Consider the following 22,200-nt stretch of genomic DNA (forward strand, 5'->3'; position numbering starts at 1 on the left):
TAGTTCAATTCAAGTCAATGTGAACAAATAAGTTATTCGTTTCGTATGCCTGTGGGTAATAATTAATGGAGGAGCGGCTATGTGGTGTCCAGACTGTGAAACAATTGACGACTATTTTTTTGATACAACCTACTTTTGGCTTTTCTTACCCAGTGGCAATGCCTTCAACAATGTTGCCATGATGTGTGGTGAGAACAACTGGGAGTCAATGCACGCCAACGATAAGTGTATTCGAGTAACACTGGCGCGCGAAGAAATCACGGCATTTTTAACCAGTCTTGGTGGTTGTCTTTCTGGCCCTGAGTTTGGCCAGTCTAAAGTCACCACAACCAGCACACCAGAAGCCCCCGATTTAGTTGCCATTGCCAGAGTGGCCAGCGTAGAAACCATGGTAAGGCGCTTTCAAGCCCGCTGGATTAAAACTGCGGTTGAAAAAGAAAGTTACCAAAGTTGGTATCAGCCGATTGTGCACGCGGATTCCACCGCTCAAGAGCCGAAAATATTCGGCCATGAGTCATTGTTTCGTCTGTTTGATGAGGACAACAACGTGGTACCACCTGCCTTTGTGTTTAATTTAGCCGATCAGAGTGGTTTGTTGTATTCGGTTGACCTTATCGCCCGTCGCTCGGCGGTAGAGCATGCTGCTCGTGCACAGCTTTCAGGCAAGGTATTTATTAATTTTAATCCATCGAGCATTTACGACCCTTCTTATTGTCTGCGTTCTACTGCTACTGCCATTAATGAACTGGGATTTCGCCCTGAAGACATTGTGTTTGAGGTGACCGAAACCCACCAAGCTCGTGATATTAATCATTTGAAGGGGATATTGGCGTTTTATCGCAGCTGTGGTTTTGGGGTTGCTTTGGACGACATTGGCTCTGGCTGGTCGAGTTTAAATATGATGGCACAACTGCGCCCCGACTACATTAAGATAGACATGGATCTGGTGCGCAACATCCACATCAATCGTCATAAACAAAATATTGTTTCTCACTTAATTCAATTGGCTCACGATAACGGTGTTGAGGTGATCGCCGAAGGAATTGAAAGCGAGGCCGAAGCCGAAGTGCTCCGAGAGATGCGCGTTAATTACATGCAAGGGTACTTATTTGGCAAGCCGGCGGCACTGACAGAGCGATTAAGTAACGGTCACCAAGACAGCATTGCCGAGAGCGTCGAGCCCTTGTCAAAAGCCGCGAAGCATTTCGACTCAATGGTTTAATTCACTATGCTGTGAAAATACTGAAAACTTTTTTTCATTAATTGATTGAGTTCTCATTAATAAATCGATTGATATATGTTATATTATCACTTTTATTGGTGAGGACCTTAGATGAAAACTCAGATTTTCGCAGACAATGTGGCGATAGGCCTATCGTCCTTGTGTATTGTGCATTGCTTGGTGCTGCCACTACTGGTTGCCGTCCTGCCTTATGTGGCTGGGTTGGCGCTGCTAAGCAACGAAGCGGTGCATACTTGGCTGTTGGCTGCCGTGTTACCTATTAGCCTGCTGGCGGTGCTGGCGGGGTTTAAACAACATGGCTCTAAGAGCGTGTTGTTATTAGTTGGTGTAGGTTGCAGCTGTCTAATTTTGCCTCTGCTAGTTGCCCCGGTGAGCGCTTTGGTCGAAGTGCCACTCACCGTATTAGGCTCTGTGCTCATTGCCACAGGGCATTATCGTAACTTAAAGCGAAAATGTAGCGCACCCGAGTGCACATAGCGTATCATTGACTTTACGATAAAGTAGCATCATCAAGCTGAAATAAAACACATCAATAATAAAATCCTTTTTACAATAGAGAGCACTATGAAAAGCAACGTATTGGCAACAGCTTTTGTTGCCGCCGCGATATTTTTTACCAATGGCTGCAGCAATGCCACCTCCTCTTTAGAGCCGACCTCGCAGAGTGAGTCTGAATCGCGGCTGCGCGTAGCAAGTTGGAACATTGAGCACCTTGCCTATCCCGCAAACACTGGCTGTAAACCCAGAAATGCGCGGGAGATTCAGGCATTGCGTCGTTATGCCGAGGGCTTAGAGGCTGATATCGTGGCTTTACAAGAGGTCCATTCCGTGGCGGCATTAGAGCAGGTGTTTGATAACACAAAATGGCAGTTTATTCTCTCTGACCGTCAAGACAGTCCTGCCTACGAATGTCGTGGTAGCAACCACACCTCGACACAACAAAAAACCGCCTTTGCCATTCGTAAGGGCCTAAAGGTAAACGCTCATCAAGACTTGGCTAGCTTGGCATTACAGCGAGTGGGACTGCGCCATGGTTTAGAGGTCAATGTCGCCACACCGCTGGGTGATATTAGCCTGTTGAATGTGCATCTAAAAAGTGGCTGCTTTGTGGCCAACTATTCTCAATCAGACAAGCCTGCCTGTGACTTAATTGGTGCACAATTACCGGTGTTAAAAGCGTGGTTACAACAACAGCAAAATCAGCCTGCGATTGTGCTTGGAGACTTTAATCATCGTTTGGCAGCAAACGATAACCGCTTTTGGTCAGAGTTGAGCGAAGGCATTCAAAGTTACAATGTCACGGCAACCATGAAGGGGTGTCACCCACGATACCCGGCACCGATTGACCATATCCTCTTTAGTGAGCCTTTATATGCTGCGGTGCAGTATGAGCCTAAGGTGCACTTTTTTAAACAGATGCAAGAAGATCAAATGCTCAGCGATCACTGCGCCATTTCTGTGACGGTGAAAGCGAAGTAATAAGTCTTACCCGTGAGCCGCGGGTCGCACTCTACAAATAAGCGAATATCGACTATGGTTATGATACCTGAGTTTTAGTGATAGGAGTTGCTCATGGCCACAGCCTCTCGTCCTAAAGGGTATCATGCCATTACCCCATACTTAACTGTGCAAGGCACTGCAAAAGCGATTGAGTTTTATCGCCAAGCATTTGCAGCTGAACTGAAACGCCAGCTTCCCATGCCCGATGGCGGTATTGTTCACGCTGAGATCAAGGTGGCAGACTCCCACTTTATGCTTTGTGATGGTTGCCAAGCACTGCCACAACAAGCTCCTGCAACACTGGGTGGAACCAGTGTGTCTTTGCTGCTTTACGTTGATGATGTTGATAGCACTTTTCAGCGTGCACTTGCTGCTGGTGCAACCGAAGTATCTGCGGTATGCGAGCAGTTTTATGGCGATAGGGCGGGGACGTTGCAAGACCCGTTCGGCCATATTTGGACCATAGCTACCCATCAGCATGACTACAGTGAAGCGGAGCTAATCGCACGGATGGCCGACCTGATGGATAGTGAGCAAGATGCTTAATATAGTCCTATGACCCGTTTCGCCTACTTTAATTTCATATAATTCAGTGCTTTTCGGATCTTGTAGCGGCGCAATAGGTTAAGAGGTTTGCGCTTTAGCCCGGCGGCAATGACTGTTTCTGTTGCACTCAGTACGCGCTGAGCGCTATTGCCATCCTGGTATGGGTGAACCTGCTCAACGTAGTGAGCAATCTCTTCTGCTTGTTGTTGGCTGAGGTTTAATGCTTGCTCCACCGCCTGTGGTAGTTGTTCGGCTGTGGTTATGTTTAATAGCGCTTGCTGCGGTTGCTGGTTATTAAAGGTGATCACCGGCTTACCTAATAACAGGGATTCATCGACCGCACTGGAGGTGTCTGAGATAACCACATCAGCCTGCTGGATAAGCGGCATCAAGTTATCGTCAGCGGCGATGGCAAAGTCTTTTATGGCTTCCAATTCAGCATACATGCTCTGCCAATGCGGCTTGGTTTTTGGGTGAAACTTGAGCTGCACTTTATACTGGCCGGATTCAGCTAAGGCTTTCAGCGGCTCATACAGGGCGTCTAACGAAGTTAGGTTAGGTGAAAAAGTTGGTGCATAAAGCAACACGGGTTTTTCGTTGTTGCACTTATGGTAGTCAAAATATGGGTCTAACTTGGGCCATCCGGTTTCGATAACATAAAAGTAGCCATGTTTTTTAGCCAAGCGATTAAAAGGGTCGGTGGTGAGGGGACCATGGGTACAATATAAATCAAAAAAGCCTCGGATCCCAAAGTGGCCTTTCTTTTTATATTCTAAGCCGTGAAACACTTGTACTTTTGCGCCAGGGAAAAAGTCTGGAACCACGTTGCCCGGGACGAACACGGCTCTGGGGTTAAAGGCTTTGACGGCTGCCACGCTGCAAAGCTGCTGCTCATCCGCTGCTAGGCTAGTGGCAGAAACATTATCACCCTTAAGAAACCATTTAACAACATCGCCATTGTCTCTTATGGCCTGTTGTAATGGTCGTAATATGGCAAAGCTATAGGGTTGTTCAACGTAAAAAAGATAGTGTTTCTGCATCGGACTTCACTTTATTGCATAAGAAAAAACGGGCGAAATAGGGTTTAGGTAAGCTCCCTTAATGCCTGCACCTTGAGCGAGTCATAGCCAAAACCCCATACTGAGTAAGCAGTACGGGCGCAAGACTCGTCAGAACTCAAGGGATCTTACCGCTTTAACAAATTATCTGCCAGCAGAGCGCTGCTATTAGGTGCGATTATATTTGTTTAACGCTGTGTCGGCCTCGGTCATTACTCGACTTGCTATTTTTTCCACCGACTCTATGTCGTTAATCACTCCTTGTGATTGGCCAATAAACTGCACGCCATTATCAAGATCGCCTTTGATGGTGGCGGCTTCGAGTTTTTCGGTGGCGGCGCCAAACAAAGACAGCATGCGGATCTTATCGAATTGCGACAGCAGTCCAGCGAGTAATTTCCACAGCGGCATATCAACCATTTTCGCGGCTTTAAAGGACTTTACCACCGCCATAAAGAAGTTCATTGGTTTCTTGGTTGCTTGCTCTGCTGCTGGGGTTTTCATTACTCGGGCATACAAGCCATCAAAGTTTTTGGAGTAAATGGTTTGTTCAACGTCTTTTGCTACCACCGTGGTTTTGACATTTTGGTGTAGCGGGCTTTCCGCCGAGGTGGCAAAGCGCGAGCCCATGGCTACAGCATCAGCTCCTAGCGACAATGCAGCGGCTAAACCGCGGCCATCTGCAAAGCCCCCAGCGGCAATAATGGGAATATCGACAATATCGGCGATACTGGGGACTAAGCACAAAGAGGTGACTGCACCGCCGTGTGCCGCTGCTTCATGGCCAGTCACTAATAAGGCATCAACGCCAGAGCGCTGGGCTGCCAAAGCATGTTTTTGCGTGACCACAGTGGCAATCACTTTTCCGCCGTATTTTTTTGCTTCTTGCACTAGCCAGTCTCCCTTACCTAAAGAGAAGTTAATGACCGGGACCTGGGCGTCCAAGGCCACCTTGGCATTCGCTTTGGCGCCGGGCATCATCAAGGTCACACCGACACCAAAAGGTTTGTCGGTGAGCTGGCGTATTTTCGCAATGGCGGCTTGCGTTTCTGCTTGGCTCAATGGCCCCGTTGCTAAAATACCCAAGCCACCGGCATTACTGACTGCGGCGACCAGCTCAGGCGTGGAAATCCAACTCATTCCGGGTAAAATTAAGGGTTTTTCAATGTTTAGTAATTCGGTAATCGCTGTTTTCATGAGAAAGTCTTAAACTGGTCTGATGTGTTGTTAGCATAACGGCAATTATTGAAATTGGAAATAGTAAAAGTAACATTGCTCGGTTGCGTTTGTGACGCTCATGATGGCAAGCTAATGGAGTAGGAGCAACTGAACTCCCAGCACGGCATTACTGCCACTATCAACCCATTAGGACAGGATATGAATGTTGTTATTTTACTCGTCAGTTTGGTGCTAGCACTGCTGGTGTTGATCCCTTTGCTGGAACGCTACCAACAGCGCCTAGGGCTGGATAAAATGCAAAAGTATGCCAAATATGTGCTGCCACTGTTGATGATCACCCTCATCATCAAGCTCATTTATATGCTAGTGGTGCAACAGTGAGATTAGTTAGACTTACCAGGTTTCTCTTTGGTGCTTAGCCAACCGGCTTTTTGCGATTTATTCAGTGCATGTAGCAAGGTGGTGGCCCGCTCAATGGAAATACGAAAGCTGGCAATGTCTTGGTAAATTTGCGTCGCCAGCTTTTTCCTTTTAACCGCTTCACCCGCCTCTAAAAAGGATTCGGCAACTTTTAGTAAAAACGTCATCAGCGGTCTTGCTGTGGTGGTCTGCTCATGGCGCTCTACCGCTACCAGTCCTTGTTCTACCCGTTGTTGAATTTGCTCAAGTTCTGCTTGGCAAAACTCATTTTGCGCGATAGGCAGTGCTTTTAACGCGGCGATTTGCTCCTGTAAAAACTGGCACTCCAATAAGCTCAGGTGGGGCTGTTGTAAAATAAAGTGGATGCTAGCGCGAAATTCAGTTTGACTAATGGCGCGACTAAACAAGCGCTCACAATGCTTGTTTAGCAGGTGCCATTTTTGCCACATATAGACGTAACCTAAGCCCGGGCCCTTAATATTTTGCATCCCCACAATAATTTGCCGCTCTTGCTGGAGGGCTAAGTTGGCAATGTCGTTGGTAAGCTCGTCAGGTGAGATATCAAAATGATGAATGACATGGCATTTTAGTTTTGTGATGGCACTGGCAAAGGTTTCCACTTGGTCGCTATGTTGAGGTGCCGGTGCTAGTTGTGCCAGTGTTTGCCCTAACTGCCACAGTTTAACGCGCTGCAACAGGGAGCGATGAGTGGCATGGCTCAAGTCGAGGTGTTGCTCTAATTTCACGGCATCGAGGTGACAGTCTGCAGGGATATCTGGCAAGGTATTAGTAACCAGAGCTGCCATGGTTGTGGCACTGCTGTCCATACGAAAGCGTTGCAATAGTGAGGTTAGGGTCTGTTTGTCGCTATTTTGCATGATCCGGTGTAATTGCTGTTGTAACGCAGACTGGAAATATTGCTCAAAGCCATCAACATTACTGCCAATCACCACAATGTCATCAAAACTCAGATCATGCACCAAAATATTGGCAAACACTTGTGAACGGGCGATGCGGTCATTGCGATTGTTTATTAACGCGATAATGCGGCCATCTTGGCCTTGCTCAACGATGTTAAGGCGGCGCCAGTTTTCCAGTGTTGCTAAGCGCTCGTTGGCAGACATACTGTTGATAAAGGTTTGTTGTACTCCCGCCACCTGGGCCGTGGGAAACTGTTGCAGTACGCCAACATCCGGAAGCACTCTGGCTGCCGTTTCCTTATAAACATAATCTTTACTGATGCCAATGTATTGCGCCATTTTTGCCACCAAGGCAATGTTATCGGGGTGCTCAAAGTAGCTGTATTTGGCGAGAACGTCGGGCGTGATTTGAAATCCTTCCCCCCAGTGAGTTTGGATTAAGGAGGTGTTTTTTTGTCTCGCCGCGAGGTTGAGCACCGGTGCCATATTTTGTTCGGCCGTGAATACCTGGGTGTTTTGGCCAATAAATGCGGTCATTTCCTGGGCCACGTCATATCCGGAAGGGCCAAGAATGTCTTCATGATCTGGGTAAGCATTGGTAATGGTTGCAAAATTGTCTTTCATCCAGCGAACCAAAATTTTTACGTAGCGCGGGGTCAACCCCATGCACTCCCACAAAAACACATCGGCCTTTACTGACTTTGCAAAGGCTAACACGTCGGCTTGCTCCCAAATACTGGCTTTGTCGAAGGGACGAAAAAGGGGAACCTCATATTGTTCACCGGATACTTTAGAGTAAATGAGCATCGCCTCGCAGCCGGTTGTTTTACTAATAACACGCAGCGCTAAGCTACTAAATAACGCCGATTTTAGTCGCTCTGTGCCGGACTTTCCGCGCGTGCCCCAGCCGCCAATAGAGACCGGAATGTGCTCGCGATCACGCCTTATTTTACGGCTAACATAGGCATGCCGAGCCCAAAAATAGCTAATAAAGGTCACCACAAAAAACACCAGCTGAGAAAGCGTGTTTTGGTATACCGCGCTGAAGTACTCTTTAAAGTTGCCCCAAAGCGTGGATAAAAAAGGCATAATCGCAGCGCCGTTGAACAGCGTCTTAAGATCAGGTGTGAGTGGAAACTGCGCCTTGCCAATATTGCCATAAGGGAGCAGTTGAATGTCGAAGCCCATGTCTCTTAGGGTGTGCAGGTATTTTTGTTGTTCGGTTTGATTGCCTTTGCGCAACTCATCCAGCTCGGCGTATTGCCACGAAATTAACCAGTATGCTTTCAGTCGTCGCAGTAAAGAGGGCGGTGGTGCCACCGCTAAGATGCCATCTGGAGTGTAGGTTTTCGCCACTTCTGTGCGGTGGTCGTGGGTCAGTACGCTGAGCAAAAAGTCCAGTAAGGGTAAATGACCGCGACTGCTTTGTTCGCTTTGCAGGTATTGTAACTCGCCAGGTAATCGAGTGGCGCTGATCTCCGCGGTGGTGCAACTGGGTACATGAACGTCAAGGCTGGGTTTTTTGGCTTTTGAGTGGGAGAAGCCTTGGCGTTTATCGGTAGCCGGAGTTCTTAACTCATGGCAAAGTCGCCAAAAACGCCGCGCCAGCTTGTAGTGTTGTATCACCCGCCAGCCGCCGCGGTGACGTTCCGCGTTCATGCTTTGATTGTGCTGGGCTAAATAAGATAAGGCGCGGCCAAGGTTGTCGCGACTAACGTCAGAGCTGAGAGTAAATTCACTGCGGCTTTCAAGTCCGGCATAAAGCTCAGAAACAATGTGTTGCTGATAGAAGCTCGCTAACTGCTCTCGCGCCCGAGTGATATGACGACAAACACTGGTTACTTGCTCTGTTTCTAGGCAAGCATTCAGTAGCGCAATAAAGCGCTGGAAGCACTCCTCTGGCGCGCACGAATCTGTTTGCATATTCAGCATGACTTTGGCACTGAGCTCTAATGCTAAACGTTTAATTTGGGGGTGGTAGTTGCCTTGTAGGGTGTTACTCCACAGAGTAAAAGCCACATCATGTTGGACAAACCTAGGTGCGGTGATTTGCTTTAATAAGGTAAAGCGCACTGCGTTGTCGAGTTCCGCTGCAAAGCGCTGCTGTAAAAGCTTAGTGGCAAAGTCCGTGGGATAAAAAGCCATATACTCTAAGGTGGCTTGTCTTACCCGGGGCAAATTATGCTCCGCAAGTACCTGTAACAACGAAAAGTCTTTGTCATTGAGCTTGACTTGATCCACCAAAATTTTCGGCATAACACTCAAAAGGTACAGTGCATCGGCATTAACGGCTTGATAGTCCGCGGTGGCATCATCGCTCTGTGCCATAGCCCACATGTGGGCACGAATATACGTTGGCCGCTGATGGATAAGGATTTCAAGGACATCGGCAATGGCCAAATAATGCAGTTGCTCTGACTCCAGCAGCTCAATTAACTGGGCAATGAGGTCGGCACTGAGTTCATGCTCAGCACCGAGGTCGTGCACGGTTGCTATCATGTTGACCAATGCTCGAACCAGGCTGTGTTGAATAAATTGGTTTTGACTTTGGCCCAGTAAAGTGACAAAAAAGGGTTCGATATCTAAGCGCGTAAAGGCCGCTGCCAGGCTGTGTTGATTGCTTTTTAGGTAGCGATTGCTAAGGGTTCCCAGTTTAGTCATTAAAAATTTAAGCAATTGCATTTGCCGCGACACTTTATCTTGATAACGTGCGCTCATGGCGGCTTCATCGAACCAGCGCGCGAAGGCTTTACTGTCTTGTTCTAACTCACGGCTCGAAGCACCCAATTGTTTGGCGTAATCGAGAATATGCAGTTGCTTTTCTTTGCTAAACTCGGTGCTTTGCACACGTTGTAAAAAGTGGTTGTGATTGACCTCAAGCCGTGCCAGTTGGTCGTTAATCGTGGTTATTTTATGGCGCAAAAAGGCAATGCTTTGCAGTAGCAGCCAGTCATCTTCGGACTCGGTTTCGGGCCGGTTTTGCAATAACTCCCAGTCACCGAGCTCATCAAGCAAGCGATGGAATTGATGACGTTGCAGCCGAAACCAAAACTTCTCGGTATCGGCAAAAAAGAATGCTTCTAGGCGCGCTTTCAGAGAGTCAGAAATCATACGAACTTTGCTCTATTAGGTGCTGGACTCGCAAGGAGCGAAATAACAGCTCATCGGGGGCAAAAGGGGCATACAGGGTTTGTGGCATATTGCCAAAGTGAAGCTGCAACCCCAGCTGATGGTGATTGTAGAACCAGTCTTGAGTCCAATTAATGCCTATCCACCCCGATAAGGTGTCTGAAAACTGGATATCGGTTTGCCAACCCAAGTGACTGAGGTACTGCCAAGTGGCATTAGGCCGATTGGCGTCGGCAAACACGTAACTGGAGCTGAGCCCAACGTTAATCATATGGCCTTGATAAAACTGTTGCCAATCAAGTGTGAAAGTCGCACTGTCGAGGCTGTGCCAATCGGAGTTAGACACTAAGGTGGCGTTAGCATCAAAGTAACTGTCTAGCCACGGCTGGTAACGCCAACCATAACGCGCACGCCAGCCACTGTGGTGGTTTTGACGGAAAAAGGAATACATATCAGGCGATATTTGGTCATCAGCTATAAATTCGTCTTTGCCAATACTGGTATCATAGTAATAAGGTTGCCACCACCAAGTTTGACGCCAGCCTGAGTTATAGCGCGTGATTTGACCCAGTTTAACGGCCAGCTGTGAGGTTCTCGCTAAGTCACCGACGGTTGCTGTGTTTTGCCAACGGTTACGGATATTGAGCTCGCCAAACCAATTATGATCATCAGCGAGCCAGTGGTAAGTGCCGTTTAAAGCGTAGCTATCGTAGTAATCGGCTTTTTTGCTGTATACCCCTTCAACATGGTACCAGTGATTGTTGCGCTGCCAGCGAAGAGCCACGCCGAAGTCTTGGCTTACGCGAGCAGACGTTGGTGCGGTGGTTAAGGTAATGTCGTCATAATCGAACGAGGCAAAGGCGCTTACTCCAAGCTTGCTTTGATCTGCAATTATGCTGGAGTGATGGAAGTCTTGTGGCCGTTTGCCAAGAGCCGGTGAGGGCTCGGGCTTAACCACCAATGGCCGCAACGGTTGTAGTGCTATTTGGCTAAGAGTAGGGCGCAGCTGCCAGCGAGAAAGGCGCACTAAGGTTTGCTCTGAACCACCTGAAAGAGCCACTTTACCGGCAGGGTGAAAGTAGACTGACTCTTGGCGAATGCCGTTTTGGATACGCTCTAGTTTGATGCGGCTGTCTTGCTTAAGTAATGCCACCGCAGGCTGCTGCTCTGTGGCGCGGTAGAAAATTGGCCGCTTGTCCACGGTGATGTTTTGCCACGACTGACCATCAAAGTATTGCGGCTGTATGTTGACACTCTGACCCCAAGCGCCATTGCGCCAAGTAAACTCAATAGCGCCGAGCTCGTGTGGCTTAATGCCAAAGTAGCCGGTATCCCCGGGCTTAAGTGTCACCACCTCGGTTGTGTTGGCGGTATTGATGCTCACCTGGGCTGCGGCGGTTTTGATATAACGATTGCCATAAAACTGCAGCCGTATTCTGAGCCGCTGCGGTGCAAACTGAGACAAATCCATGGCAAGCGTTTCATGAGGTCTAAGCTGTAAGGCCGATACCATGGTCCCAGTTAAATGATTACTCAGTTGTTGGGCATAACTTTGGCTCGCGTTACCCTCAGTGTTGACCTTCTGCGTGCCAGCATAGCTGATATATTGCTCGAGTTGTTGCCAGCGACCAAACCCCAGAAGCCGAGAGTAGAGTGCATTAAAGCTTGGTGAATCAGCCCTATACGGCTGTAAGCGATGCAATATATTGTTGTACTGGTGGTTGCTTAAAGTCTGTTGACTGAGGTGGTACAGTGCGTTGATGGCGAGGCGCCAATGCGACACATCGAGTCTTGTTGGGTGATCCCGAGTAAGATCTGGCAACAGAGGTGCCGCTAAGCTGTGGCTGGTTAGCAATGGCGCAGCTAACGGCTGCGCAGCGATATCAAGCAGCAGGTCATAAGAGGAAAATAAAGTGAGTGTCTCACCAGGCTGCAGCTCAACCCTTGCTGATGAGGCGATGGAGAGCCGCTGCTTAGAGGCCTGCTCTTGGTAGTTGCTGGCAACATCTGCAAAAATAGGCACAATGTGCGTGGCTTCTTGCAGCTGGTAAAACAACCACTGAACGGTGTTGCTGTCAGCGCCTGTGAATTTACCTCGAGCGCTAATATTGACCGTTAAGGGGGCTTGCGCTGTGACTCGAATGGCCGCGGAGTCATCTAAGCGGTGGCGCTCAGAGGCGCCACTTAGACCTGAAATAACGGTTTTGCCACTGTGTCTAATGTGGTATTGAGGCGCTGGTTTGGTGCTGTTGCTGCGCGAAAGTAAAGCGCTGGTTTGTTTTGCCGTAGCAGGGAACGACTCACTATACCAAGCTGCTTCGTTATTATAATGTGCATCGAGCAAGTAGCTCAGGGTAAAACGCTGACAGGCCGGCTCAGCCGATAAATACGCGGCGCATAAGCCCACTGCCTGAATATTGTCTCCAGCTTCTTGATAGGCGGCCAGCAACGTGCGCGCAGCAAAGTTCTGCAGTTCCGGCGAGTCTGTAACCAGCAGAGACTTTAACAGTAACTCTGCGCTGCCATGGTTATTTAGCTGTTTTAACAGTTTGTGCCGAAGCTGCCAAGCCACTTGCAGTACTTCCGGACTATGCTGATCAAGATATGGCTCGAGCCCCTTTAATGTTGCAAGGGGCTCTGAAGCCATATTCAACTGTAACTCAGCCAGATGGCGCATGGCATCGAAGCGTTGCTCAGAACCATACGGCTTAACCGTAGGCGGTATTAAGTTACTCAACCCCAGCTGGTATGAGGCGGCTCTATGTTGTTGTTGCTTGGCAATTAGCGTGTCAATAAGTGAGCTTTGAGCCAGCGTATGTTGAGTTAAAAGGGTGTGTTTTGGCAGTGCTGCAAGGGTGTTAACCCGCACGGCAATGTCGACGGAATGAGAGTTTAGCTTTTGAATGCTGAGCTTGGTTGCGGTATGGCTGAGCGGCACGGTTATACGTTGAAAGTGCGGACTGGCAGTTAACGTCAGCTTGTGGTCTTTATCATCACTTTGCAGTAATAACTGGGTGTTGGCGAAAGCCCTGATATACAGGGTGACTTGCTGGTCAACACGAGGCAAATGGGCCATCGAGTAGTTGAGCTTCTGTGGCAACGGATAATAGCTAAGTTGCTGTGGCTGCTGATTAGTATATAGGTTGCTGCGAGCCAGTCGCACGCCCAATGACACCGATGCCACTAAGTTATGTTGCTGGGCGCTATCGCTAAGCGTTGGCGTGATAAATTGCGCATTGGAGACCAACTGCAATAGCGACTCACGGCGCTTCTGCACCAGCAAGGGAGCGCTGGAGCGTTGTTGCAAGGCGCTAAAATCACCTTGCAAATAGATGTCTTCTAGCGTCTTGGCTAAAGCTTTTGACCAATAAGGGTTGAGTAGCTGCTCTTGCTCTTTTGCGGCAACGGTATCATCAAAAATGCCGCGGTGCGCTTGGCGCAGTTCAACATACACCGGCACTGAACTGGTGATACTGAGGTAAGCCCCTTGGGGAACCGCAATATAGTCATCCGCTAGCACACTGACGGCGCGCTCCTTGAACTCCGCGGCACGGATATCAGACGCTGGTATAATACTCGCGACCTCTTCATTAATTTTTATTACCACCTCGCCGTTGCGTGTTTGGTGGCGGAGATCTTTACGGACGCTGAGGCGCAATTTTTTTGCCGCTGGAAAGTATATCTTAGTGGTCTGAGACTGCTCTAAATAAAACCACCGCTCCCGCTGCTGCTGGCTACGTAAGGTTACTGCCTCTAGGCCAGGTAAGGTTAGGGCGCGGCGATAAGCTGAGCGGTATTGTTGTAGGGCACCTTGCCGTATAGACAGACTGCGAGGTGGCTGCGTGTCAGGTAATGAAACCTGGATCACACGGTGGTGTGCTGTTGCTGCAAGTTGACAACGCTGCTCGCGACAAACCCAGTCGGATGGCGCAAGTTGACGCTGCAGTGCGTGAGTTTCTCCGCTGCTAAAGCGAAAGTGCTGCAGTGCTTCTGGGGTGGTGGTGAGCCAGTGCGATTGGGGCAGGAATAACCAACGAGTTTGCCCTTTAGCGAACGGCTGCTGGGCACGCCTCTGCTCAACCTCTTGGGTGCTCATGTCTAGCCACTGCACCGCATCTTCCAGCACTGCAGACTGAGTTAGGGCCAGAGGGCTAAATAATAACAATAAGGTTAGTATAACTGCACGCATTCGCTAAACTGCTGTAATTGTTGTTGATTAGAGACAAGTTGTTTTCTTACTTGGTAACTCAGCTCAATGTGGATGAAATGGTGAGGTCTTATACCCAGTCCATGTAAGACATTGCGCGTACCACCTAACTCGGTGACTTGTTGCGGGTAAACCTTTGTTCGATAGCCAATGGCAGCAAAACAGGCTTGCATTTGCCAAAGTTTAACGTCGTTGCTGTGGCCTTGACTCAAAATGATGTCGCTGTTTTTGCCCGCCGTAGTGCTCCTTTTGTTGCGACTAAAGCCATGAATTTGAAACACCTTGGTATTAGGGTAAAGCGATATATAACCCTGTATTGCGGCATTATGAATGTTCACTAATTGTTTTGAGTAATCCATGCTTGCAGCGCCTGGCTCAGCACTGTGACGGTGTTGCGTGTTCGTAACCAGTAGCTGGCAGGCTTGTTGGAACAGCGCTGTGCCAATGGTTAAGGTGTGCTTATCATAAAAACGATGTGGCACTGAAATAATGCAATGTTGACGCTCTTGGTTGAAGTGCACCTCACCGTGTTGGTTGCCTTGTTTATGGGGCTGTAAAACAAAGCTGCTGTCGCGGGTTTCAAGCCCCCAGCCAGGCAGTGACTTTGGCTGGGTAAACCATTCGCTCATGGTCGCTGGTGTTGGCACCGCAATGGCGCCATGGCTGAGCATTAATGCCAGAAACATAAGACTACGGATGTTCATTGCGCCACCAATTCATTGTTGGAGTTGGTTGAGTGTGTTGTGCCATGATACTGAGCCAAACAGGAGTCGAAAACCGCACGCTGATGTTATTCATGTGTTTTAAATCTTCATTTAAGATAACGCTAATAGCAGGATATTCATATAATTTAGTGATGTTAGGGTGCAAGAATAACTGCTCTTTTGGCTGCTGAGCCGTTAATACTTCCGTTCTTTTGCTAATGGTGTAGTGGTCACTAAAGTGTGCCCGTGGCCCACCACTAAGACTAACATCCGCCCGTATTTCAGCCATAGGTTTACTGTTAAACACTTTGATAATCAAAGCCGTAGGCTGTGGAGTGTTATTCAAATTAAGGGTCAGGGGTTGCTGCTGGTCAAGCTTATACAACCTCACTTTACGATGACTGCGAGCCTCGCCATAGTTGATAAAAGCACGGCGCATGGTGGTGTCAGGTTCAAGGCGAGATAGCTCAGTTTCATACAAAAAGGGCGGCGCTGTTTGCTGCACGATGACATCAATGGGGTAGCGCGGTGCTGTTGGCAGCTGCGTTATCTCAGCAGGGTTCACTTGTTGATACTCATACTCTTGAAGTTGTGTTTTGGGTTGATAATAATTGTTGCTAATGGGCAGCAAAGCCACCGCCGATGTGGTCAAATCCGCACTTAAATCCCGACTGGCATAATGGGGAAGTGGCTCTGGTATTTCAGGTGGCGACTCAAACAGCCGCACCCTAGCTAAGCGCTGTTGTTGCACAAACAGGTGATGATCAATGGCGTCTTGATTAAACCAAGCATTGACATCACCTTGATTGGCTTGCGGCGGTTGGCAAAACTCGAGACAGCGGATACGACGATAATGAAAGTTGTCATTACGTGATTGCAAGCGAACCAGCGCTTGCTCACTGTGGATCTCGATTCTATCAATGCTGCTCGCAGGCGCGAGATAGCGCCGCTCTGGTTCATTAATATCCAGGCGCTGGGTGTCCTCACTAATTAAGCGATCAAAGGGGGATAATTCAGCGGTGGCGTTAACCTGGTACTGCTCCTGTAACTGTCCATTAGCAAATAACTTGATGGTCAATTCAGTGCCTATAGGAGCTCGCCACTCAAGTGCCAAGTTGCTATCTGGTTCAACGTTAAAGCTGACACTTTGCTGTTGTGATATGGCGTAATAATAACTGTGCAGTGGCCTTATTTTTTGCTCATCGGCGCTAATAATCTCGATTGCCTGGGGGGCTGTAGCAGCGATTGTGATAAGGCCGGGCTCAGTAATAGATACTTTGGCGGTTTCTGGGGTTACTGGCGCGCTGGTTAACACCCGCGGTGCTTGCTGCTGAGTTAAATCATGCCACATAAACTGTAAGGCAGAGGGGTCGTTGGCGACCACTGAATACGAGCCAGGCATTGCCCGGAAGCTTACTTGGCGGTGACCATCCACTACCAGCTTATCTAGGTTGACCTGCGACATAAACTCGGGGTTGGCGACATTAAACGGCAGCGATTCGTACAGACGGTCGGCTTTAAAACCCACATTGGGCAGTCCTTGAGGGGCTAATTTTTGCCAGTCATAGCGCACCGCGTTGAACTTTTCTTCATCAGTGAGGGCAGTGGCGCCAATGCTATGGTAATTCATTACCCGTTGACGCCATTCGGTTGGACGTTGCAACCAGGCCTTAGTCGGGTTGGTATTGCTGTTGCTGGTTTTTGCATGGACTCGCACAACCACCCCTTGTAATTGAGCGCTTTCAGGGATCAGTCTAAGGCTTAAGACCGTGGCATTGGCAACGTGCTCTCTGGGTAGATAAAACGATTGCCCGGAAGCGACATGCAACACTTCGCGGTCTTCAATGATTTGTTTTACTTGCTGTTGTTGTCCGATTGATACGGCTTTGGCAGCGTGATGATAGACGCCCTGATAAACAACCTGCTCACTGGCATCAAGCAGTTTGTATTCAATGGCATAGTGGACAGGCTCGCTGTCTAGCGGTTGGCTGGCAAAAATACCATTAGATAACACCCGCAATGACACGGCGCGTTTAGCTGGATAAAAGTAGTGCAATGCTTTGCTGTCACTTAGCCAATGTACTTGTGAGCGGGTATTGAACTCAGTGCTGTTGATGGTGGGCTCGGCAGAGCTGAGCCAAGTGAGCAAGGTATTGCCAAGCATCACAGCCGTTGCCGCCAACAGCAAATAAGCGAGAATGATAATGCTCTTTTTAATCCAATACATAGCGACCCTGCGACACAGCATGTTGATAATATTGGAAATCGATCACCCGATCTCGCTTGGGGAAATAGAGCGCAGCGAGCTTATCAGAAATATAAAAAGCCAGCCCCAGCTCAGCAAATTGCATGGTTTCGAATGCTTGAATACGACAGTCTGGTGCTGCCTTCACACAAACGTTATAAAGTGCAGGCAGGTTATGCTCTTGAGCGTATTTTGCCGTTGCGCTTTGTAAGGTAGATAGCAGCGCCGTTGGAGCCGGTGCCCAGTCGCTCGGTGCCAGTGCTGCAAGGTTGAGCGAGGCAAGCTGCAAGGTCTCAGAAATCGCTAACAAGCGCTCCTTTAATACTTCTTGTGACTGCGCAAAGTGCGACTTATAGTCTGCGGCTAACCACAGTGCAGCCTGTTCACTGTGAGTGGTAAAGAGCTGATAACCTGATTGTGGCGTGGTACCCAGCTCCAGTCCGCGGGTTGCCTGTTGACCTTGCACGAGTTGGGTGGTGACACCTAAGCTCGATAGCGCATCTTGTAAACGGCGAACCGTCGATTGATACCGTTCATCGATAAAGGTGTTTTGCAACGCCAGTGCCGATGGCCGCACTGCAGAGGGGGCACTGTGGCTGCGGATCTGCAAGTTCAACAGCGCAGAGTGTTGGTAAAACCGTTGTGTGCTTTGGTGTACCACATTAAACAAGGTGGTGATATTACTGGCCGACAACACATTGGCATGGGCGTTTGCCTCAGGGTGAGCACCCGCTATCAGTAATAGCTTAGCTTGGGTTGTGAACATCAGCTGGCTGGCAAACTGTAAGGTATTGCTTTCAAATAAAGGCCGCGGTACAGCGATGGTTAAGTCGTCTTTTGCGCCTAAAGCGATGACATACATGCCTTGACCAAGGGCATATGCTGTAGGCATTGGTTGCGGCGCCAACACCACATACTGGCCGCTGTTGCTGCTCAGTAACTCCACTTGATAAGCCAGTTGTCCTGCCGTTTCATTAATTTGCTGCAGTCGGTTTTTGAGTACTTTTGGCGAGGTATAAATGGCAGGGTCCTGAGATAGCGATAGCAGTGGTTTTATCACTTCAAACTCCCACAGCGCCGCCTGTTGCTGACTTAGCAGTTGAAACTGACCGCTGCCTTTAGCGCTAATGTGTTCACTAAATGCTGCAACGCGTTCAGTCAATTCCATGTTTATGGTGTTTAATGGTCGCTTTGCATGGGTTTGGGATTGTTTTTCCACAGCGGCCAGCAAGCTCGAGTAGCTATTGGAGTCGAGGTATACCTCAACCAGATTGCCGGGGTAGCCGCTGAAGGGCAAACTTTCACGGCCAGCAATGCCAAACTGGGCGGTATTGATAGTAAATAGCTGCCTGATTTGGGTTTGTTGCACCGACTCAGGAATGCGGTTGTAAATCCACATTTGTGCCTCGCTACTGTGCCCCTGTTGTTGCATTGTCTCTCGGACATGGCGGGTTAGCTCGCGTAACTGCACCACATCGGTGTTTGCCATGGCCGCGAAAAAGTCTTGATAAAAAGCACTCTGCTTGGTGTTACTTTGGCCATCCGGCATCAGTTTAGCGCTGCCTAGGGCTAACGCTTTACTTTGCCAAGCTTGCAGTAAGATTTCGCTGGCCTCCGCCGCCGTGCGCTCTGACGTTGGGAAAGGCACACTGATGCTGTGTTGCCGTTGTGGCGATAGGTTAATAACAAACAAACCACGACTGAGCTGCTGTTGATTGTCTTCAATAACAATAAACGCGCCTTGTCGACGGACGCTAAAATTGGCTCGAGCCAGTAAGTCAGCGGCTTCGACATAGCGCTCTATACCCGATTCGTTAAGCATCATAATGGCCTGGCGAAAATAATGGCGCTGCTGTTGATAAACATGTTGGCTGGCCTGTGTCACAACTTGGCTTTGGGTGTAAAGCCGGCTTTGATAGTCGTTAATGGTTTGGCTGAGTGAGGTTTGTTGCCCCTTTGGTGTTACTAGTTGTGCGTGATTAGTGGTAAACAAAGTGGGGATGGTCATGATGATAAAACCAATACAAATAGCAATAAAACCACCGACAATGGAAGTTTGGAAGGTGGCTCTTAGCACTAACCCTAGGGTGTTTTTCTGATAGATTTTGAGCGCCAATAAGGTCGATAGCATATAGCCAAACGCGAAGGTGTCAGTCACTTTCAAGCTGGGGAAATAGGCAATGACGGCATAGTTCAGTAGTAGCTTGTAGACAAAACCAATATTAAAAAACAGTAAAATCAGCCGCGCACCTTCAATATGGGCGTGCTTTAACCGGGTAAACGTCAGCAGCAGGTAGCCAAAGCAAAGAATAATCGCGGTTTCAATTAAAGAGGTAAGCAGTTTGGTTGGTTGCATTAACTGCAGCGCCAATAACGCCGGCAGCATGATGCCATTAAACTCCCAGCCATACTTAAGGTTGGCTCGAGAAGCGATAAAAGCGGTAATAATGAGAATAATGTAAGCTTTTGGCGCGGCAATAATGGAAGCGGCCACGGCTTCATACATGACTGCTAAGTTGGCAATATTAAAGTTAGTGAAAGCAATCAGACCAAAGCGAATGATAAGGTAGGTCACTAGCAACTGGATAGCGGTGACTTTGGCACCATACCAAAAGCCGCTGTTCCACATGACATTGGCAGTCAGGGCAATAATGATAAGCCCTAAACTGTAGAGCTGGTTGGCATAATCAAAAGTAATATCCCAAAGGCTTAGATAGCCTCCAAGCCAAGGCCATACCACCACATCCATGACCACACGCACCAAAATACTGAGTAACACAATGGCAAAAAAGCGGTCACGACCAAACATTTCAGCAAAACCCAGGCGCTCTAGCAGCGATTTCGCCAGCCAACGCATCAGTGCGTATACCATCACGGCTTCAATAATGATGACCCACGCCGAGGTCGGACTGATGATAAACAAGGGTACTAAGTAACCGGGCACTACCAGTCCAGTTAACGGAAAGCCAAAACGCAGGTTGAAAAAAGCCACCACCGCAATACCAATCCAAACACAAGTAATAACAGACTGACCCAGCCCTCCTGACGCCGGAAATAGCGGTATTAGCCACTCCATTTAGTGATTCACTCCATCGTCATTAGATGTTGAATTTTGCAGTTGCTCTGACAAGCGTTGCAGCAATTGTGTCGCGTTATCGGTATGCTGCAGTTGCGCGCTTAAGTCAAAAAATTCAAACAACAGACCGCTGCTTTCGAACGGCGAGGTGGTGTCGGCGTTGTTCGGTTGCTTTATTAAAGAGCGAATACTCAATAAATAAAAGTGTTCATCGAGGTACACCGGTATAGTGACCTTACCTTGTTTGAGTGTCAGGTAACGCAATTTTCCGCGTGCTTGCGCTAGAGTTAATTCGCTGCAAAAGCACAGCAAATCTAACGCAGACATATCAAAGATGGTGATCTGATGGCGTTTGGCGAACTGCTCAAGAGACTCATTAACCTGAACAATTTGGCCAAATAAGTTAAACAACACACTGGCACTGTGTAACTGATTAAAGACACTCTCAATGGCCGTCAGTTTTTGCTCCATGTTGAGAACGGCGGTTCTCACCTGTGAAGCGATTGACGCCTTGACCGAGAAGGTCATGACCTTCGCCAGCAGACTATTGCGTTTGGATTGTTCCGCAGAGTATATTTTATGGTGGAATAACAGCTCGCCCACTTGTTTCGCAAAGGCATTAACATTGTGACAAAACGCCTGTTCATCGAAATCAGGCTGCGGCGATACCGTTAGCGCCCAAAAGCCACGAATATCGCCAGCGTACATTAACGGTGCTATGTATTGCTGCTCTTGCTCTGCCCGGTGCTTAAAGAAAGGGCGCGTTACTCTAACGACACCTGAGGCTTTAATGGCATCGCTATATGGAGCTCTTTGGTAATCGCGGCGCTGCTCCAAAATATCATCCAGTTGGCAGTTGACCGCTCTGATCTCTGATACCCGATGGTCACCTTCCAAGCGCGTTAAGAAAATACTTTGATTGAGATTCAACTGCTGGTTTACTAAGCGAACAATGGCATCCCATGGCTCCTCAAGCTCAGTAAACTGGCGCGGAAGGTAGCGCCCCGTCATACGCTGCTGGGCTCTTAGCAATAGTGCGCTGAGTTTGGCTTCTTCTGAAAAACGCAGCACCATAAAAGTCCACAACAGCGTTAACCAAATAGCCGTTGATAATTCGCCAACCGGCAACAACAGGGCATAAAAGCGATAGCATAGATAGCTGCTAAGAATAACCAATAGGTTAGCGGTAACTGCCAGCGTAAAGTTTTGTTTTGTAGTGAGTTTCTGGTAGCAAATTAACAAGGCAATAGACAGTAAAAAAACCAGAGGAAATGTGATGCTGTCAGATAATTGCGCCACAAAACGGTCGTTGGCAAAGCTATTGGCTATCAGTGCTTGCAGATAAAGTGGTGGCCAGATGTCTTTGCCACTGGTTGACACTAGGTTGTTATACAGCTGGCTTCGTTGAGCTACTAACAGAGTTTTGTTTTGCAATTGGGCGGCAAAGACGTCTCCTGATATGACTCGCTCGGCGGTGTATTTCGGCAGTGCGTGTAAAGGCAGCAGCGCGTCGACAATTTTATTATGGTATTCGGCGTTGTTATCAAAAATGCGAGACCACACCACCGTGCAAGGCCTATTTGGGCGTTGCAGTTGAATGCTGGTGGCAAACCAGTGCTGACTTCGAGTTAAGCAATACTCAGGGTCTTGCAGTGGGTAGTAGCTCAGTGGCTTATGGTGTTGCTCCAATTGTGTGTCTGAGAGTACCACCACGGCCTTAGGCTCGGAGGCTATAAGAGATTGCATCAGCGCGGTATGTTGCTGCGGCAAGTTTTGCGCTTCAATTAACGCCACTTCAGATTGCGTGCTGGGATTAAATTGGTTGAACCACTGTAAGCTATAAAAATTAACTTGTTTGTAGAAATTGGTCAGAGCCAGTAAAGACAGTAGCAGGTAGAGGCTAATAAAAAGCCACCACTGTTTTTGCGGTCTAAAAAACTGACTTTGAGAAAATATCGACATAAAAGCTGTAT

13 protein-coding genes are annotated in these 22,200 nt (G+C 48.4%); 5 read left to right on the forward strand and 8 right to left on the reverse strand.

What is annotated here, in order from left to right:
- Nucleotides 1-79: 79 nt before the first annotated feature.
- From ACNKW2_RS04510 to ACNKW2_RS04525, 4 genes are all read left to right on the forward strand, one after another.
- Nucleotides 80-1,222: an EAL domain-containing protein gene (locus ACNKW2_RS04510; RefSeq protein WP_419147466.1), complete on the forward strand. Its 1,143-nt coding sequence runs from the start codon at nucleotides 80-82 to the stop codon at nucleotides 1,220-1,222.
- A 111-nt stretch (nucleotides 1,223-1,333) separates the two neighbouring features.
- Nucleotides 1,334-1,720, forward strand: coding sequence for a MerC domain-containing protein (locus ACNKW2_RS04515; RefSeq protein WP_419147467.1), 387 nt, complete (start codon nucleotides 1,334-1,336; stop codon nucleotides 1,718-1,720).
- An 87-nt stretch (nucleotides 1,721-1,807) separates the two neighbouring features.
- Nucleotides 1,808-2,722 carry an endonuclease/exonuclease/phosphatase family protein gene (locus ACNKW2_RS04520; RefSeq protein WP_419147468.1) on the forward strand — a complete coding sequence of 305 codons (915 nt, stop codon included), beginning with the start codon at nucleotides 1,808-1,810 and terminating at the stop codon, nucleotides 2,720-2,722.
- Between the two features lie 93 nt (nucleotides 2,723-2,815).
- Complete coding sequence (locus tag ACNKW2_RS04525; protein ID WP_419147469.1) at nucleotides 2,816-3,289, forward strand: VOC family protein; 474 nt, start codon at nucleotides 2,816-2,818, stop codon at nucleotides 3,287-3,289.
- Between the two features lie 23 nt (nucleotides 3,290-3,312).
- Here the strand turns inward: ACNKW2_RS04525 and ACNKW2_RS04530 are convergent, their stop codons facing one another.
- Nucleotides 3,313-4,329 (reverse strand): CDP-glycerol glycerophosphotransferase family protein, encoded by a 1,017-nt coding sequence (locus tag ACNKW2_RS04530; RefSeq protein WP_419147470.1) that lies wholly within the window; start codon nucleotides 4,327-4,329, stop codon nucleotides 3,313-3,315.
- Nucleotides 4,330-4,515: 186 nt separating this feature from the next.
- Nucleotides 4,516-5,544: an NAD(P)H-dependent flavin oxidoreductase gene (locus tag ACNKW2_RS04535; RefSeq protein WP_419147471.1), complete on the reverse strand. Its 1,029-nt coding sequence runs from the start codon at nucleotides 5,542-5,544 to the stop codon at nucleotides 4,516-4,518.
- A 180-nt stretch (nucleotides 5,545-5,724) separates the two neighbouring features.
- Here ACNKW2_RS04535 and ACNKW2_RS04540 point away from each other — a divergent pair, with 180 nt between their 5' ends.
- On the forward strand, nucleotides 5,725-5,907 hold the full coding sequence (locus tag ACNKW2_RS04540) for a hypothetical protein (protein ID WP_419147472.1): 183 nt from the start codon (nucleotides 5,725-5,727) through the stop codon (nucleotides 5,905-5,907).
- A gap of 2 nt (nucleotides 5,908-5,909) precedes the next feature.
- On the opposite strand, the gene ACNKW2_RS04545 is transcribed toward ACNKW2_RS04540, so the two are convergent.
- The 6 genes from ACNKW2_RS04545 to ACNKW2_RS04570 are packed head-to-tail and all read right to left on the reverse strand — an operon-like array spanning nucleotide 5,910 to nucleotide 22,189.
- The gene (locus tag ACNKW2_RS04545; protein ID WP_419147473.1) at nucleotides 5,910-9,977 is read right to left on the reverse strand and encodes a poly-gamma-glutamate synthase PgsB; all 4,068 of its coding nucleotides are present in this window, start codon (nucleotides 9,975-9,977) and stop codon (nucleotides 5,910-5,912) included.
- Nucleotides 9,967-14,184 carry a hypothetical protein gene (locus ACNKW2_RS04550; RefSeq protein WP_419147474.1) on the reverse strand — a complete coding sequence of 1,406 codons (4,218 nt, stop codon included), beginning with the start codon at nucleotides 14,182-14,184 and terminating at the stop codon, nucleotides 9,967-9,969. The genes ACNKW2_RS04545 and ACNKW2_RS04550 overlap by 11 nt, the downstream gene beginning before the upstream one ends.
- A complete protein-coding gene (locus ACNKW2_RS04555) occupies nucleotides 14,166-14,906 on the reverse strand; it encodes a hypothetical protein (RefSeq protein ID WP_419147475.1) in 741 nt (246 codons plus the stop codon). The genes ACNKW2_RS04550 and ACNKW2_RS04555 overlap by 19 nt, the downstream gene beginning before the upstream one ends.
- On the reverse strand, nucleotides 14,893-17,133 hold the full coding sequence (locus ACNKW2_RS04560) for a hypothetical protein (protein ID WP_419147476.1): 2,241 nt from the start codon (nucleotides 17,131-17,133) through the stop codon (nucleotides 14,893-14,895). Before ACNKW2_RS04560 ends, ACNKW2_RS04555 begins: the two co-directional genes overlap by 14 nt.
- The gene (locus ACNKW2_RS04565; protein WP_419147477.1) at nucleotides 17,120-20,227 is read right to left on the reverse strand and encodes a poly-gamma-glutamate biosynthesis protein PgsC/CapC; all 3,108 of its coding nucleotides are present in this window, start codon (nucleotides 20,225-20,227) and stop codon (nucleotides 17,120-17,122) included. Before ACNKW2_RS04565 ends, ACNKW2_RS04560 begins: the two co-directional genes overlap by 14 nt.
- On the reverse strand, nucleotides 20,228-22,189 hold the full coding sequence (locus tag ACNKW2_RS04570; protein WP_419147478.1) for a hypothetical protein: 1,962 nt from the start codon (nucleotides 22,187-22,189) through the stop codon (nucleotides 20,228-20,230).
- Between the last annotated feature and the right edge of the window lie 11 nt (nucleotides 22,190-22,200).

Source organism: Pseudoalteromonas 'SMAR' (assembly GCF_048515945.1).
GTDB lineage: Bacteria > Pseudomonadota > Gammaproteobacteria > Enterobacterales > Alteromonadaceae > Pseudoalteromonas.